Origin of the sequence: Streptomyces physcomitrii, from assembly GCF_012273655.1 — a bacterium.
Taxonomy (GTDB): domain Bacteria; phylum Actinomycetota; class Actinomycetes; order Streptomycetales; family Streptomycetaceae; genus Streptomyces; species Streptomyces physcomitrii.
This window is the reverse complement of sequence record NZ_JAAWWP010000006.1, coordinates 277,614-290,269: the sequence shown is the minus strand read 5'-3', so window position 1 is coordinate 290,269 and position 12,656 is coordinate 277,614. Positions and strand designations below refer to the sequence as shown.

Annotated in this window: 13 protein-coding genes; 8 read left to right on the top strand and 5 right to left on the bottom strand. The window is 73.1% G+C overall.

Annotated features, from left to right (window positions below):
* The first annotated feature begins 48 nt into the window (after nucleotides 1-48).
* Entirely contained in the window at nucleotides 49-264 is a 216-nt protein-coding gene (locus HFV08_RS12945; protein WP_168539000.1) for a dodecin, read from the top strand.
* Nucleotides 265-309: 45 nt separating this feature from the next.
* On the opposite strand, the gene HFV08_RS12940 is transcribed toward HFV08_RS12945, so the two are convergent.
* On the bottom strand, nucleotides 310-798 hold the full coding sequence (locus HFV08_RS12940; protein WP_168538998.1) for a phosphatase domain-containing protein: 489 nt from the start codon (nucleotides 796-798) through the stop codon (nucleotides 310-312).
* Between the two features lie 99 nt (nucleotides 799-897).
* On the opposite strand from HFV08_RS12940, the gene HFV08_RS12935 reads away from it, so the two are divergent.
* Nucleotides 898-1,920 (top strand): LLM class flavin-dependent oxidoreductase, encoded by a 1,023-nt coding sequence (locus HFV08_RS12935; protein ID WP_168538996.1) that lies wholly within the window; start codon nucleotides 898-900, stop codon nucleotides 1,918-1,920.
* An 84-nt stretch (nucleotides 1,921-2,004) separates the two neighbouring features.
* Complete coding sequence (locus HFV08_RS12930) at nucleotides 2,005-2,919, top strand: LysR family transcriptional regulator (protein WP_168538994.1); 915 nt, start codon at nucleotides 2,005-2,007, stop codon at nucleotides 2,917-2,919.
* Between the two features lie 79 nt (nucleotides 2,920-2,998).
* Here the strand turns inward: HFV08_RS12930 and HFV08_RS12925 are convergent, their stop codons facing one another.
* Both HFV08_RS12925 and HFV08_RS12920 read right to left on the bottom strand, forming a co-directional pair.
* On the bottom strand, nucleotides 2,999-5,134 hold the full coding sequence (locus tag HFV08_RS12925; RefSeq protein ID WP_168538992.1) for a putative bifunctional diguanylate cyclase/phosphodiesterase: 2,136 nt from the start codon (nucleotides 5,132-5,134) through the stop codon (nucleotides 2,999-3,001).
* A complete protein-coding gene (locus HFV08_RS12920) occupies nucleotides 5,131-5,937 on the bottom strand; it encodes an SAM-dependent methyltransferase (RefSeq protein ID WP_168538990.1) in 807 nt (268 codons plus the stop codon). The genes HFV08_RS12925 and HFV08_RS12920 overlap by 4 nt, the downstream gene beginning before the upstream one ends.
* Before the next feature lie 1,099 nt (nucleotides 5,938-7,036).
* On the opposite strand from HFV08_RS12920, the gene HFV08_RS12915 reads away from it, so the two are divergent.
* On the top strand, nucleotides 7,037-7,801 hold the full coding sequence (locus tag HFV08_RS12915) for a bestrophin-like domain (RefSeq protein WP_210430207.1): 765 nt from the start codon (nucleotides 7,037-7,039) through the stop codon (nucleotides 7,799-7,801).
* Between the two features lie 252 nt (nucleotides 7,802-8,053).
* Nucleotides 8,054-8,584: a hypothetical protein gene (locus tag HFV08_RS12910; protein WP_168538988.1), complete on the top strand. Its 531-nt coding sequence runs from the start codon at nucleotides 8,054-8,056 to the stop codon at nucleotides 8,582-8,584.
* Between the two features lie 106 nt (nucleotides 8,585-8,690).
* Here HFV08_RS12910 and HFV08_RS12905 read toward each other — a convergent pair whose 3' ends face one another.
* On the bottom strand, nucleotides 8,691-9,287 hold the full coding sequence (locus HFV08_RS12905; RefSeq protein WP_040255587.1) for a hypothetical protein: 597 nt from the start codon (nucleotides 9,285-9,287) through the stop codon (nucleotides 8,691-8,693).
* Between the two features lie 330 nt (nucleotides 9,288-9,617).
* On the opposite strand from HFV08_RS12905, the gene HFV08_RS12900 reads away from it, so the two are divergent.
* The 3 genes from HFV08_RS12900 to HFV08_RS12890 all read left to right on the top strand — a co-directional run bounded on the left by HFV08_RS12900 (nucleotide 9,618) and on the right by HFV08_RS12890 (nucleotide 11,704).
* Nucleotides 9,618-10,268 (top strand): class F sortase, encoded by a 651-nt coding sequence (locus tag HFV08_RS12900; RefSeq protein ID WP_168538986.1) that lies wholly within the window; start codon nucleotides 9,618-9,620, stop codon nucleotides 10,266-10,268.
* Nucleotides 10,269-10,355: 87 nt separating this feature from the next.
* Nucleotides 10,356-10,817 carry a universal stress protein gene (locus HFV08_RS12895; protein ID WP_168538984.1) on the top strand — a complete coding sequence of 154 codons (462 nt, stop codon included), beginning with the start codon at nucleotides 10,356-10,358 and terminating at the stop codon, nucleotides 10,815-10,817.
* A 362-nt stretch (nucleotides 10,818-11,179) separates the two neighbouring features.
* Nucleotides 11,180-11,704, top strand: a complete 525-nt coding sequence (locus tag HFV08_RS12890; RefSeq protein WP_040255584.1) for a hypothetical protein — start codon at nucleotides 11,180-11,182, stop codon at nucleotides 11,702-11,704.
* 51 nt (nucleotides 11,705-11,755) lie between these two features.
* Here HFV08_RS12890 and HFV08_RS12885 read toward each other — a convergent pair whose 3' ends face one another.
* The gene (locus tag HFV08_RS12885) at nucleotides 11,756-12,616 is read right to left on the bottom strand and encodes an Fpg/Nei family DNA glycosylase (RefSeq protein ID WP_168538982.1); all 861 of its coding nucleotides are present in this window, start codon (nucleotides 12,614-12,616) and stop codon (nucleotides 11,756-11,758) included.
* Nucleotides 12,617-12,656 lie beyond the last annotated feature (40 nt).

Here is a 12,656-nt window from a genome sequence, read left to right as displayed (position 1 = left end):
GGGACCGCCGGGCACCGCCCGAACCCCGCACCACGAAGGAGTGGACGCATGTCCGACCACACGTACCGGGTCACCGAGATCGTCGGGTCCTCCGAGGAGAGCTGCGACGACGCCATCCGCAACGCGGTGCGCCGGGCCTCGCGGACCCTGCGCAACCTGGACTGGTTCGAGGTCACCCAGGTCCGCGGCCACATCGAGGACGGCGAGATCAAGCACTACCAGGTGGGCGTCAAGGTCGGCTTCCGCCTGGAGGAGGACAGCTGACGGCCCCGCGCGGGGTGGGCGGGCGCCGGGCGGCAGGGGCGGGGCTCAGGTCCGCCCCTGCCGTTCCTGGGCGTCCCTGAGTTCCGGGGCGGGCGCGGCCCAGTCGGCGCGCATCACCCGGAAGCCCGCCCGCTGAGCCTCCAGGCAGACGAGGAGGTCGTCGTCGACCAGCATCCGGATCTCGCGGTCGCGGGCGATGGCGGTGAGCAGCTGCAGCTTGGTGCGGCGGGCCGGGCGCCGGTCGTCGTCGCGCCGCATCCAGATCCGCCCCGCGGGCAGCCCCTGCCGGGCGAGCCACTCCTCGGTGTCGGCCCGGCAGCGCTCCGGCCGGCCGGTGAGGTACTGGATCTCGCACTCCTTCGCCGTCGCGCGCAGCAGGGCGAGGCCCTCGGCCAGCGGAGGGTCCTCGGGCGCGGCGGCGAAGAAGGCGTCCCAGTCGCGCGGCCTGCGTTGCAGGTGGTACTGCCGGTGGGCGGTGTCGGCGAGGGTGCCGTCCAGGTCGAACAGGGCGAGGGGCTGCCGGGCGTGCGTCACGCCGAGCAGCGTACGTCGCGGGGGACCGCGTGGGGGCGGGTGCCCCGGCGGTAGCGGTGCGGCCGGGAATCCTGAGGCACCCCGGGTGTTGAGAACAGGGTGAGCACTTCCCTGACCTCCACCCGGTTCTCCGTCCTCGACCGCTCCCGGATCCGGGCGGGCCGGTCCCCGGCCGAGGCCCTGCGGGAGACGGTGGACTTCGCCCGGCGGGCGGAGGAGCTGGGCTACCACCGGTTCTGGGTGGCCGAGCACCACGGCGTCCCCGGGGTGGCGGGCTCGGCGCCCACCGTGCTCGCGGCGGCGGTCGCCTCGGCCACCCGCCGGATCCGGGTGGGCACCGGCGGCGTGATGCTGCCCAATCACCAACCCCTCGTGGTGGCCGAGCAGTTCGGCGTCCTGGAGTCGCTCTTCCCGGGCCGGATCGACATGGGCCTCGGGCGCTCGGTGGGCTTCACGGACGGCGTGCGCCGGGCCCTCGGGCGCGGCAAGGACGAGGCGGAGGACTTCGGCGGGCAGCTCGCGGAACTCCTCGGCTGGTTCGGCGGCGGCTCCCCCACCGGGGTGCGGGCCCGCCCCGGCGAGGGCATGGACATCCCCGCCTTCGTCCTCGCCACCGGCGCCGGGGCGCTGACCGCGGCCGAGGCCGGACTGCCCCTGGTCATCGGGGACTTCAGGAGCCGGGACCGCCTCCTGGCGGCCGTCGAGCGCTACCGCGGCGCCTTCCGGCCCTCGGCGCGGCACCCCGAGCCGTACGTCATGGTGGCGGGCACCGTCGCCGTCGCCGCCGGAACCGAGGAGGCCCGCCGGCTGCTCGTCCCCGAGGCGTGGGCGGCCGCCCACGCGCGCACCCGGGGCTCCTTCCCGCCCCTGTCCCCCGCCGCGGAGATCGACGGGCTGAGCATGAGTACCAAGGAGCGCGAGCTCTACGAGTCGGGGCTGCGCGGCCAGCTGTACGGCACCGAGGAGGAGGTCGCGGAGCGGCTGGAGGTGCTGCTGAAGGAGACCGGCGCGCAGGAGGTCCTGGTGACCACCAGTACGTACGACCGGGCGGCGCTGCACGAGTCGTACCGGCGGCTGGCCCGGGTGGCGGGTCTGGGGGAACCGGCGGTGGACCCGGCCTGAACAGGGGCGGACCCTCGTATCAACCCAGGGCATCGACATGCGCTTGGCGATAGGCAGCCGCTATACCGGCCCTATGCTGGCGGTATGCAATTCCAGCAACTCTCCTATTTCGTCGCGGTCGCCGAGGAGCGGCACTTCACACGGGCGGCGGAAGTGGTGCACGTGGCGCAGCCCTCGCTCTCCCAGCAGATCCGCGCCCTGGAGCGGGAGCTGGGCGCGGACCTCTTCCAGCGGGCCCGGGGCAACATCACCCTCACCGACGCGGGCGAGGCCCTGCTGCCGCTGGCCCGGCGGATCCTCGCCGACGCGGACACCGCCCGGCACGAGGTCCAGGAGCTGGCCCAGCTGCGGCGCGGCCGGGTGCGCCTCGGCGCGACCCCGAGCCTGTGCACCGGCCTGCTCCCCGGTGTGCTGCGCGCCTTCCACGACCGCTTCCGCGGGGTGCAGCTCCTGATCGAGGAGGGCGGATCGCACGACCTGGTACGGAAGTTGGCGCGCGGGGCGCTGGACCTGGCGCTGGTGGTGCTGCCGCTGCCGACCCCCTCCCCCGCGCTCACCACCATCGAGGTGCTCAACGAGGACCTGGTGGTGGTCTCCGCCCCGGACTCGCCGCCGCCCGGGGACCGCGGGCGCCGGGTGCACATCAGCGACCTGGAGCGCGAGCCCCTGGTGATGTTCCGGCACGGCTACGACCTGCGGGAGCTGACCGTCGCCGCCTGCCGGGCCGAGGGCTTCGAGCCCCGGTTCGCGGTGGAGGGCGGCGAGATGGACGCCGTCCTCGGTTTCGTACGGGCCGGGCTCGGGGTGGCGGTGGTGCCGCGCATGGTGGCGATGCGCGGGGACCTGCGGCTGCGCGTGACCCCGCTCGCCCGCCCGGGCCTGCGGCGCACCATCGCCCTCGCGCACCGCAGCGATGTGGCACCGCCGCGCGCCGCCCGGGAGTTCCAGCAGATGGTGCTCGCCCAGGCGCCGGTGCTCGCGGCGAAGAAGCCGGACTGAGCCCGCTCCGCGGCCCGGGCGCCGGGACCGTGAGAGCCCCGACTCCCGTACGGGCAGAGGCCGTTGAGCGTGCCGTGGCTCAGCCGGTGGCGTCCGCCAGGGCGAGCTGGTGCAGGCGGTCCGGCGGGCCCGGACGCGCGTAGTACCAGCCCTGTGCGGTGTCGCAGCCCAGCTCGCGCAGCTGCTCGGCCTGGGCCCCGGTCTCCACGCCCTCCACGGTGACCGCGAGGTCGAGGTTGTGCGCCAGGGCGACGATCCCCTCGACGATCTTCAGGTCCACCGGATCGGCCGGGAACTGCTGCATGCCCTGGGTGAAGGAGCGGTCCAGCTTGAGGACGCTGACCGGCAGGCGGCGCAGGTTGGCGAGGTTGGAGTACCCGGTACCGAAGTCGTCCAGGGCGATGTCGACACCCATCTCGGCGAGCCTGCGCAGCGGCTTCAGAAGGTCGTCGTCGGCGCCGATCAGCGCGGACTCGGTGACCTCCAGGCACAGGCTGTGCGGGGCGAGCCCGACCCGCTCCAGTATCTCCACGGTGTCCGAGACCAGTCCCGGGTGGGTGAGCTGGCAGGGCGAGAGGTTGACGTTGATGCGCAGCGGCCCGGCGTCCGCGTGGCGCTCCTGCCACTGCCGCGCCTGCCATACGGACTGCTCCAGGACCCAGCGGCCGAGCGGCACGATCAGTCCGGTGTGCTCGGCGAGTTCGATGAAGCGGTCGGGGCCGAGGATGCCGTGCTGCGGGTGCAGCCAGCGCACCAGGGCCTCGGCGCCGCGGACGCTGCCGTCGCCGAGGTTGACCAGCGGCTGGTACTCGATGAAGAACTCGCCGCGGGCGAGCGCGGCGGGCAGCGCGGTGGTCAGCCCGTGCCGGGTGATGGCGCGGGCGTCCTGGACGGGGTCGGCGAGTTCGAAGCGGTTGCCGCCCGCGGACTTGGCCCGGTACATCGTGATGTCGGCGCTGCGCAGCACCTCGGCCGCGCTGCGCTCCCCGGCGGGGCCCTCCACGATGCCGATGCTGCCGCGGACGGTCAGCTCCCGGCCATCGATACGGATCGGCGCGGAGAGGGCGTGCATGATACGCCCGGCGAGCTCGTCGACCTCCTGCTCGGTGCCGTGGCCGGTGGTCAGCGCGACGAACTCGTCGCCGCCGAGGCGGGCCACCATCTCGCCGGGGGCCGTGGCGCAGGACTGGAGGCGGTCGGCCACCTCGACGAGCAGCCGGTCGCCCGCGGCGTGGCCGAGGCTGTCGTTGACCGTCTTGAAGCCGTCCAGGTCGAGGTAGCACAGGCCGAAGCGGTTCTCCGGACCCGCGGCGAGCGCCTTCTCCAGGCGTTCGAAGAACAGCGTGCGGTTGGGCAGCCCGGTGAGCGCGTCGTGGGTGGCCTCGTAGCGCAGCCGGAGGTTGAGCAGCCGCCGCTCGGTGGTGTCCTCCATCAGCGCCAGCTGGTACTGGGGCATGCCCTCGGCGTCCCGGAGCAGGGAGACCGAGAGGTTGGTCCACAGCGCGGTGCCGTCCGGCCGGTAGAAGGCCTTCTCCACGTGGAAGTGCTCGCGTTCGCCGCGGGTCAGCTCGCCGTAGAGGTTCCACACGTGCGGGGCGTCGTCGGCGTGGGTCCAGTCCGAGACGTTGCGGTTGCGGACCACCTGCTCGGGGGTGCCGAGCATCCGCAGCAGGGTGTCGTTGACGTCGATGACGGTGCCGTCGAGGGAGGCGATGCTGATGCCTATCGCGGCGCCCTCGAAGACGGCGCGGAAGCGGGCCTCACTGGCGTGCAGGGCCTCGGCCACCGCGCTGCGCGCCTTGAGGGCGGCCGCGGAGATGGCCTCCTGCTCGGCCAGGGTGCGCTCGCGCAGGGCGTGCGCGAAGCCCGCGGCCGCGGCGTGCTGGAGGCGGGCGCTGCGCGAGCGCATCTCCTCCTGGTCGCCCTCGGCGCCGCAGTAGAGCACCAGGTAGGCCTCGACCACGTCGAGGGTGCGGCTGAGCGCGTCCGGGTCGGTGCAGTGCGCGTCGACCAGGGCGGCGCCGACCGGGCGTCCGCGCGCGGCCTCGAAGACCGGGGCGCACAGCGCGTCCCTCAACTGGCGTGCCAGCGGGAAGAGTTGCTCCTCGAACTCCGGACGCGTCCGGGAGGTGGCCGTCAGCGGGTACACCGCCCGGCTCCATATCGTCGCGAACCGCCGTACTCTGTCTTCCGGTCCGTCCGGCTCCGCGGTCACGCCGTGCGCCCCACTCCGGCGTAACCCGCAAAGGAATACGGGTCCTCCTCCTCGGGGGCGATGTCCGGCCGCCACTCCGGCATCCGTACGAGTCCGGGGTCGAGGATCTCCATGCCGTCGAAGAAGCGCGCGATCTCGTCCTTGCCGCGCAGCTTCAGCGGGTTGCGGATGTTCTCGTAGACCCCGGTGACGCCCTCGGTGGGCTCGGCCGGCATGAGTTCGCCGGAGGCGTGCGTGAGGATAAGCAGGCTGCCGGGGGCGAGGGCGCCGCGGAGCTGTTCGAGGACCTCCTGCGGCCTGTCGCTGTCGTCGACGAAGTGCAGCAGCGCCACCAGGAGGAGGGCGACCGGCCGGTCCAGGTCGAGGGTCTCGCGCAGCTGAGGGCTGGTCAGGATCTCGCGCGGGCGCCGGAAGTCGGCGGCGACGACGGTGGCCCGGTCGTTGCCCGCGAGCACGGCCTCGCTGTGCGCGACGGCGACCGGGTCGTGGTCGACGTAGACCACCCTCGCCTCGGGGTCGGCGCGCTGGGCGATCTCGTGGACGTTGCCGAAGGTGGGAATTCCGGAGCCGATGTCCAGGAACTGGTCGATACCCTCCGCCACCGCGAAACCGACAGCACGGCGCATGAAGGCACGATTCGCCTGCATGATCTTCGGCAGACCCGGCAGGAACTCCATCGCCTTGCGCGCGGCATCCCGGTCGACCTCGAAGTTGTGCGAACCACCCAGGTAGTAGTCGTAGATCCGGGACACGCTCGGCACCGATATGTCGATGCCCTTCGGCGCCCAGGCGGGTCGCTCCATCTGAAGTCTCCAACGGCGTAGGGAGGCCACTGTCCGGCCCGAGGCTACTGATCGCCTGCCAAAGGAGCGAGCCAAAACGGAAATTGGCCGTCCGTTCTCGGTCACCGCCCGGAGCAGGCCCCGTGAAAAAGCCGGACGAATTCGTCCCTATGCATTCTCAACGGAACCATCGAAAAAAACCGGTCAGTCGGCTGGCCGATCCCCAACAGGGGCCCGCGCGCCCGGACTTCCACCGGAGCGGGGGAAGGTGAAGACCGCGTTTTCGCCGAGTCTCGCACACCGCTCGAATCGCGCCACGTACCGGGCCGGTTACGGGCGGTTGCCGCTTCACGTTCGCCCAACTGCCCCGAAAACAGCGCCACATGACCCGCGCGGCAGGGCAGAACATGGCGCTTTCCGAGCGCGCCCGCGCGGCCCGCAAACCCCGGGCGGCGAACTCCGCCCGTTCGTGCCAATTCGGTGTCCGCTTCGGCTTGGTGGGCCCGCGGCCCGCCCATGCTCTCGATGTGCAGCCAACCTCGCGGTCCGCATCCGCCCTCGTCACCCGCATGATCGCGCTCCTGGCACTGGCCTGGATCCTCGGCACACCCGCGCCCCCGGCCTCGGCCGCCGCCCCGGCGGACGCCTGCGCCTGGGCCGGGGCGGGCGGAGCCGTGGCCCGCGCCGGGGACACCGTCGCGGTGGCGGGCGCGGGCGCCGGCTTCTGCGGGACCGAGCCCACTCCGCACCCGCCGAGAGCCACGCCGACACCGCCCCCTCCGCCACCACCACCGCCGCCTCCGCCACCCCCGACCCGGGAGGCACCGCCGCCTCCTCCGCCTCCGCCGCCTCCCCCGTCACCGGCACCTGAGCCCCCACCGCCCCCGAGACCCGCGCCGTCGCGGCCCGAACCGGCCCCGCCCGCACCGGAGAAGCCGCGGCCCGAGCCTCCGGCCGTACGCCCCGCTCCACGGGCTGTGCACTACCCGCGTCATCAGCCGGTGCGGCACAGCAGGCCGCCGCGCCACGGTCCGTCACTGGTCACTCTCACTCTGCTCATCACGGCCCCCGCGGTGCTCGCCGTCGCCGCGCTGCGCCCCCGCTGAAACCCGGAGGCCCCATGTCGGAATGGCTTGTTCTCACCCTCGCGATGGTGGCCGCCTGCGGCGTCGTCCTGGCGGTGACGATCCTTCAGCAACGCAGAATCGGCTCGGACGACGACCCCAGCCAGACCCCGGACGTCATCGAGTACATGACGATGATGATCGGGGTGGTCTACGCGATCGTGCTCGGCCTCGCCATCGCCGGGGTCTGGGAGGCCCGCGCCGAGGCCCAGGCCCATGTGCACGCCGAGGCCCAGGCACTGCACGAGATCCAGGAGCGGGTACGCGCCTATCCGCCCGGGGTCCGCGAGGAGATCCGCGGGGAGGTCGAGGACTACGTCGCCTATGTGGTGACCACCGAGTGGGACAGCTCCTCGACGCGCGGGGGCCTGACCGACCGCGGCGACGCGCTGCTCGCGAAGATCCGCCACGGCCTGACCGACCACGAGCCCGCCAGCGACTTCGAGGCCCAGGCCTACCAGCCGCTGCTGGACCAGATCACCGCGGCGGACGACGCCCGCAGCGCCCGCGGCGACTCGGCCGAGGCCACCATGCCCGGGGTCGTCTGGTTCGGCCTGATCGCGGGAGCGCTGGTGACCGTCGGCATGATGTTCGCGCTGCAGATCAGACGCACGCCCAGAGAGCTGATCCTCGCCGGGCTCTTCTCGGCGCTCATCGCCTTCCTGCTCTTCCTGATCTGGGACTTCGACCTGCCCTACAGCCGGGACATGGCCGCCTCCACCGAGCCGCTGCGGGAGCTGGTACCGCGGCTCCTGGAGTGAGCCCCGCGGCGGGTTCGTACGCGGGCCTCCCTGGGGGTGTCCTCACAGTCCCCCAGCACGGACCGCCCCGCCCGGCGGGCAGCCACGCCGGGCGGGGCGGTCCGTGATCGCCTGATCGGCCGAGCCGATTACCCCGTCTGCCCGGCCCCGATCGCGGTCGGGGCGGCGCCTTCCTAGCGTCGCCCCTATCGAGGGCACTACCGGCGAAAGCGGAAAAGGTCCGCGCTGTCCCTCGGAGATCCGGAGGATCACATGCGCGCGATACGCGTCGCCTCGGCCGCGCTGCTCGGTGCCACCGCCCTCGCCCTCACCGCCCCCGCCGCCGTGGCCGCGCCGCCCCGCGGCAAGGAGCGCTTCGAGGTGGAGGTGTCCCCCTCCACCGTCGCCGCCGGCGGCGAGGTGAAGCTGACCGCTTCCGGCTGCAAGGGACGTACCAAGGTGCACTCGGGCGTCTTCGACACCGTGGTCATCGAAGCGGGCGACAACTCGGCGACCACCGAGGTCGACTGGGACGCCCGCAAGGGCGCCACCTACTCGGTCACCTTCTCCTGCGAGCGCGGGATCACCCGTACCGCGGAACTGACCATCGCCGAGGGGCGCCCCGAGGAGCCCCTGGTGCCCCCGGGCGAGCACCCCCGGCACCCGGACCACGGCGTGGACGCCGGGTTCGGCGGCACCATCGGCGGACTGGACCTGGGTGAACTGGGCTTCGGCGCCCTGCTCGTCGTCGGCACCCTGGGCACCGCCTACCACTTCACCCGCCGCCGCGCCGACGGGAGTTGAGCCCCGCCGGTCCGCCGCAAGCCGTGGGCCCGCCACCCTCACCGGGTGGCGGGCCCACGGCTTTCACCTGCGGCGTCGCGGAAGGAAGAGCCGGGCGGGCCGGGTATCACACCCGGTTCTCCGCCCTGCGGCGCAGCCAGAAGGCACCGCCGCCGAGAGCCGCCGCGGCGACCAGACCGCCGCCGATGGCCATGTCGGTACCGGTGGCGCCGCCCTTGCTGCTGCCGCCGATGCCGCCCTGGACGGGGCCGCCGATGACGGTGAAGGCGTCCCGGCTGTGGATCGTCTTGCCGTTGCACATCGCCGTGATGTCGTACGAGCCCGGGCGGGCGTCGTGCTTGATCCAGGCCTCGGCGGTGGCCGGGTTGCTGCCCCGCAGGTTCACGGTGCGCTGAAAGGCGCGCGAGGAGACGCTCCGGGTGCCGTAGTTGCACTTGGAGTCGCTCACCGAGACGGTGAGCTTGCCGCCCCTGGCGATCACGCTGGGCACGGCCATGACCCGGCCGGAGCCGCGGTCGTGCAGGGCCTCGCCGGACTCCTCCTGGCTCATGCCGCTGCCGGGCTCGTCCTCGGTCACGACCTTGCCGGACTCGGCCTCCTTGACGACCTTGCCTGCGTCGGGGTCCGCGGCCACGGCCGGAGCGGCGAACGAGACGGCCGCCGCGACCGCGGCCGCTGCCGCCAGAACACGAGTGGTACGCATGGGTTTCCTCCGCGGAGGCGCCCCGGGGATCCGTCCCCGGTGATGGGCGTGTGCGCCTCCCAGACAGACCCTCAGATGCCGTGCACAGAGCCGCATTTCGGGACTGCGCCGTCCCGGTGAGGCGACACGCCGGGGCTCCGCCGCACGCCGTGATATCGCCGCAGGTCACACACCGTCAGGAAAGAACCCGGGCTGCTCGCCCCGGATGGCGCACCGCGACGCGGGCGGCCACCCGTTCGCCGCCGCGTGCTCGCCGGGCGCGGGCGCCGCGCTTAGCTTTCTCGTACGCGCGGCGGGGTCCTCGCACGCGGGGTGAGCAAGGGAGTGCGCATGTCCTCTACCGGGTCCGCCGACGGCGGCAGGCCGATGAAGAAGCGGGCCCCCTGGGGGGTCATGGCGCTCGTGCTGCTCGCCGGGGTGGCACTGATCCGCAACGGCTCCGGCGAATTCGACTCGGGCCCGCCGCAGCCGGCCTCCGCCGACACCGGGACCGAGCGCGACCGCGGGGGCGGCGCGGCGGCGCTGCCGTTCGCCGAACCGGACCGGGTCCGTATCGACGCGATCCGGGTGAACGCCCCGCTGATGCCGGTCGGTATCGACAAGAAAGGCTGGATCGAGGCTCCCCCTCCCGAGGAGCCGAACCTCGCGGGCTGGTTCACCAGCGCGGTGACACCCGGCGAGAAGGGCACCGCGGTGGTCGTCGGACATGTCGACAACTCCCGCGGCCCCGCGGTCTTCTTCGGCCTCGGCGCCCTCAAGAAGGGAAACCACGTCGACGTACGGCGCAAAGACGGAAAGACCGCCGAATTCGAGGTGTACGGAATCGAGGTCTTCGAAAAGGACGACTTTCCCGGAGCCAAGGTGTACGGCGGCAAAGGCCGACCCGAATTGCGGGTGATCACCTGCGGCGGCGGTTATTCCAAGGAATCCGGATACGACGGCAATGTCGTGGTGTTCGCCCGTATGGTTTCCTCCCGCTGACCGCACCGGCGGCCTCACCGGCCCCCGGTTCCGCCCGTCCCCCGGTGCGCGCCGGGGCGGCGGCGGGGGCTCCGCTAGCCTCGGAGGGTGACGGAACACCAGGCATCCCGCTTCGAGCGCGGCACGGACGGCCCCAAGGTCATCCTGGCGGGCGTCGACGGCTCCGAGTCCTCGATGCGCGCGGCCGCCTACGCCGCCGGGCTGGCCCGCCGCCAGCACGCCCTGCTCGCCCTGGTCTACGTACAGCCCGTCATGACCGCCGGTGCCGCGCTCGGCGTGCCGGTCGCGGAGACCACGGACGAGATCGCCCAGGACATCGCCGCGGACATCAGCAGCAGCGCGGAGCGCCTGAAGGACATATACGACGTGCGCTGGGAGTTCCACACCTTCCGCGGCGACCCGTACACCGGGCTGGTCTCGGCCGCGGACGAACTCACCGCGGACGCCGTGGTGGTGGGCGCCTCCGAGCAGGCAGGCCACCGCTTCGTCGGCTCGGTCGCGGTGCGCCTGGTGAAGGCGGGCCGCTGGCCGGTGACCGTGGTGCCCTGAGCCGGCGCCGCCGGGTCGCGAACCGGTCAACCGCCCTGGCCGGAAGTGGCCATGTGAAGACTCTCACCCTCCCCGGGGAGTGACGCCCGTGGGCGGTGGGCGCTGTCGTGGTGCCTGGGATTCGGGGGATCCGGGGGCCGGTCCCGCGCCGGTTACGGTGAACCGGCGTGAGGGATCGACAAGACCCCGCGCGCCACCGTACGCACGACCGACAGCCGCCGCTGACCTGCCCAGAAACCGGAGATCGGGTCAAGACTTGGCAAATCGCCTTGCTCCCGACCCCCCTGGGGCACTGCGCTGTGCTCAACCGTGCGTGCGGACGCGGTGCCCGAGAGGCGCACGGAGTCAGGGAGGCGGGACGGATGCGGCAACAAGGCCAGGGAAGCGCGGAGGGTGCCGACGGCGGCGAACTCACGGTGCCGATGGCTTGGCTCTACGCCGAGTACATCGCGGACGAGCTGCTGCGCACCGGCGACCTGATGCCGCCGTCCTCCTTCGAGTTCCGCGCCGGGCGCGAGGCGCTGGCCCTGACCATCTACCTCTCCGACACCTCGGGCGAGCTCTCCGGCATCCGGGTCATCTCCCAGCTCGACAACTGGCTCTCCCTGACCGCCTACGAGCAGCCGTGGCAGCACTGGGTACGCGAGCAGATGGACGCCCTGGCCGGGGAGGCGGCCGGCACCCAGGGCCCCGACCTCGCGCTCGCCCTGGAGGCCTGGCGCTGGCTGGAGGAGACCGAGCTGCTCGCCCCGGACCTGGACGCCGTCACCGAGGGGCTGCCGCCGCACCCCGGCGCCCTGGAGGAGGACGAGGACCTGCCGAAGGTGTGGACCCCCGCCTGGCAACTGGGCCTGCCGCTGGGGCACTTGGCGATCCACCTGTTCTGAGCCCGGACCCGCGTGGACGCCCCGGCGACAACGCCCCGGCCGCGGCCCGGCTCAGCGCAGCAGCCGGGACATCCTGCGGTCCGCGAGGGGCTTGCCGCCCGTCTGGCAGGTGGGGCAGTACTGCAGCGAGGAGTCGCTGAAGGAGACCTCCCGGATGGTGTCCCCGCACACCGGGCAGGCCTCCCCGGTACGGCCGTGCACCCGCAGCCCGCTCTTCTTCTCGGCCTTGAGGCGCCCCGCCGCCACCCCGCGGGAGCGCTCCAGGGCCTGGCCGAGGGTCTCCCGCAGCGCCCGGTACAGGCGTCCCGTCTCCTCCTCGGTCAGGCTCCCGGCCGGTTTGAAGGGGGACATCCGCGCGGCGTGCAGGATCTCGTCGCTGTAGGCGTTGCCCACCCCGGCGAGCAGACTCTGGTCGCGCAGCGCCCCCTTGAGCCGGCGGCGCTCCCCCGCGAGCAGTTCGGCGAGCCGCGCCTCGGTGAGGTCCGCCGCCATCGGGTCGGGACCGAGCCGGGCCACGCCCGGCACCTCACCGGGATCCCCGACCACGTACACCGCGAGGCGCTTCTGGGTACCGGCCTCGGTGAGGTCGAAGCCCTGGCCGGTCTCCAGGGCGACCCGCAGCGCGAGCGGCCCCTTGCCGGGGCGCGGCGGTCCGTCCGGGAGCCGGTCCTGCCACCGGAGCCAGCCGGCCCGCGCCAGATGGGTCACCAGGTGCACTCCGCCGGCGTCGATGTCGAGGAACTTGCCGTACCGGCCGACCGCGGTGACGGTACGGCCCTCCACCGCGCTCAGCGGCGGCTCGTACGTCTTGAGCACGCTGACCGCCACCGGCAGGACGCGGACGATCTCGTGTCCCACCAGGTGCTCGTCGAGAAAATCCCTGAGCGCGGCGACCTCGGGCAGTTCCGGCATGGATCCAGGGTGCCACCTCCCCGCGCGTACGGCCCGGCCG

What these genes read in the sequence shown, in the direction of transcription:
- HFV08_RS12945 (WP_168539000.1), top strand. Translation starts at nt 49, where the DNA reads ATGTCCGACCACACGTACCGGGTCACCGAGATCGTCGGGTCCTCCGAG.
- HFV08_RS12930 (WP_168538994.1), top strand. Translation starts at nt 2,005, where the DNA reads ATGCAATTCCAGCAACTCTCCTATTTCGTCGCGGTCGCCGAGGAGCGG.
- HFV08_RS12920 (WP_168538990.1), bottom strand. Translation starts at nt 5,937, where the DNA reads ATGGAGCGACCCGCCTGGGCGCCGAAGGGCATCGACATATCGGTGCCG.
- HFV08_RS12915 (WP_210430207.1), top strand. Translation starts at nt 7,037, where the DNA reads ATGTCGGAATGGCTTGTTCTCACCCTCGCGATGGTGGCCGCCTGCGGC.
- HFV08_RS12910 (WP_168538988.1), top strand. Translation starts at nt 8,054, where the DNA reads ATGCGCGCGATACGCGTCGCCTCGGCCGCGCTGCTCGGTGCCACCGCC.
- HFV08_RS12905 (WP_040255587.1), bottom strand. Translation starts at nt 9,287, where the DNA reads ATGCGTACCACTCGTGTTCTGGCGGCAGCGGCCGCGGTCGCGGCGGCC.
- HFV08_RS12900 (WP_168538986.1), top strand. Translation starts at nt 9,618, where the DNA reads ATGTCCTCTACCGGGTCCGCCGACGGCGGCAGGCCGATGAAGAAGCGG.
- HFV08_RS12890 (WP_040255584.1), top strand. Translation starts at nt 11,180, where the DNA reads ATGCGGCAACAAGGCCAGGGAAGCGCGGAGGGTGCCGACGGCGGCGAA.
- HFV08_RS12885 (WP_168538982.1), bottom strand. Translation starts at nt 12,616, where the DNA reads ATGCCGGAACTGCCCGAGGTCGCCGCGCTCAGGGATTTTCTCGACGAG.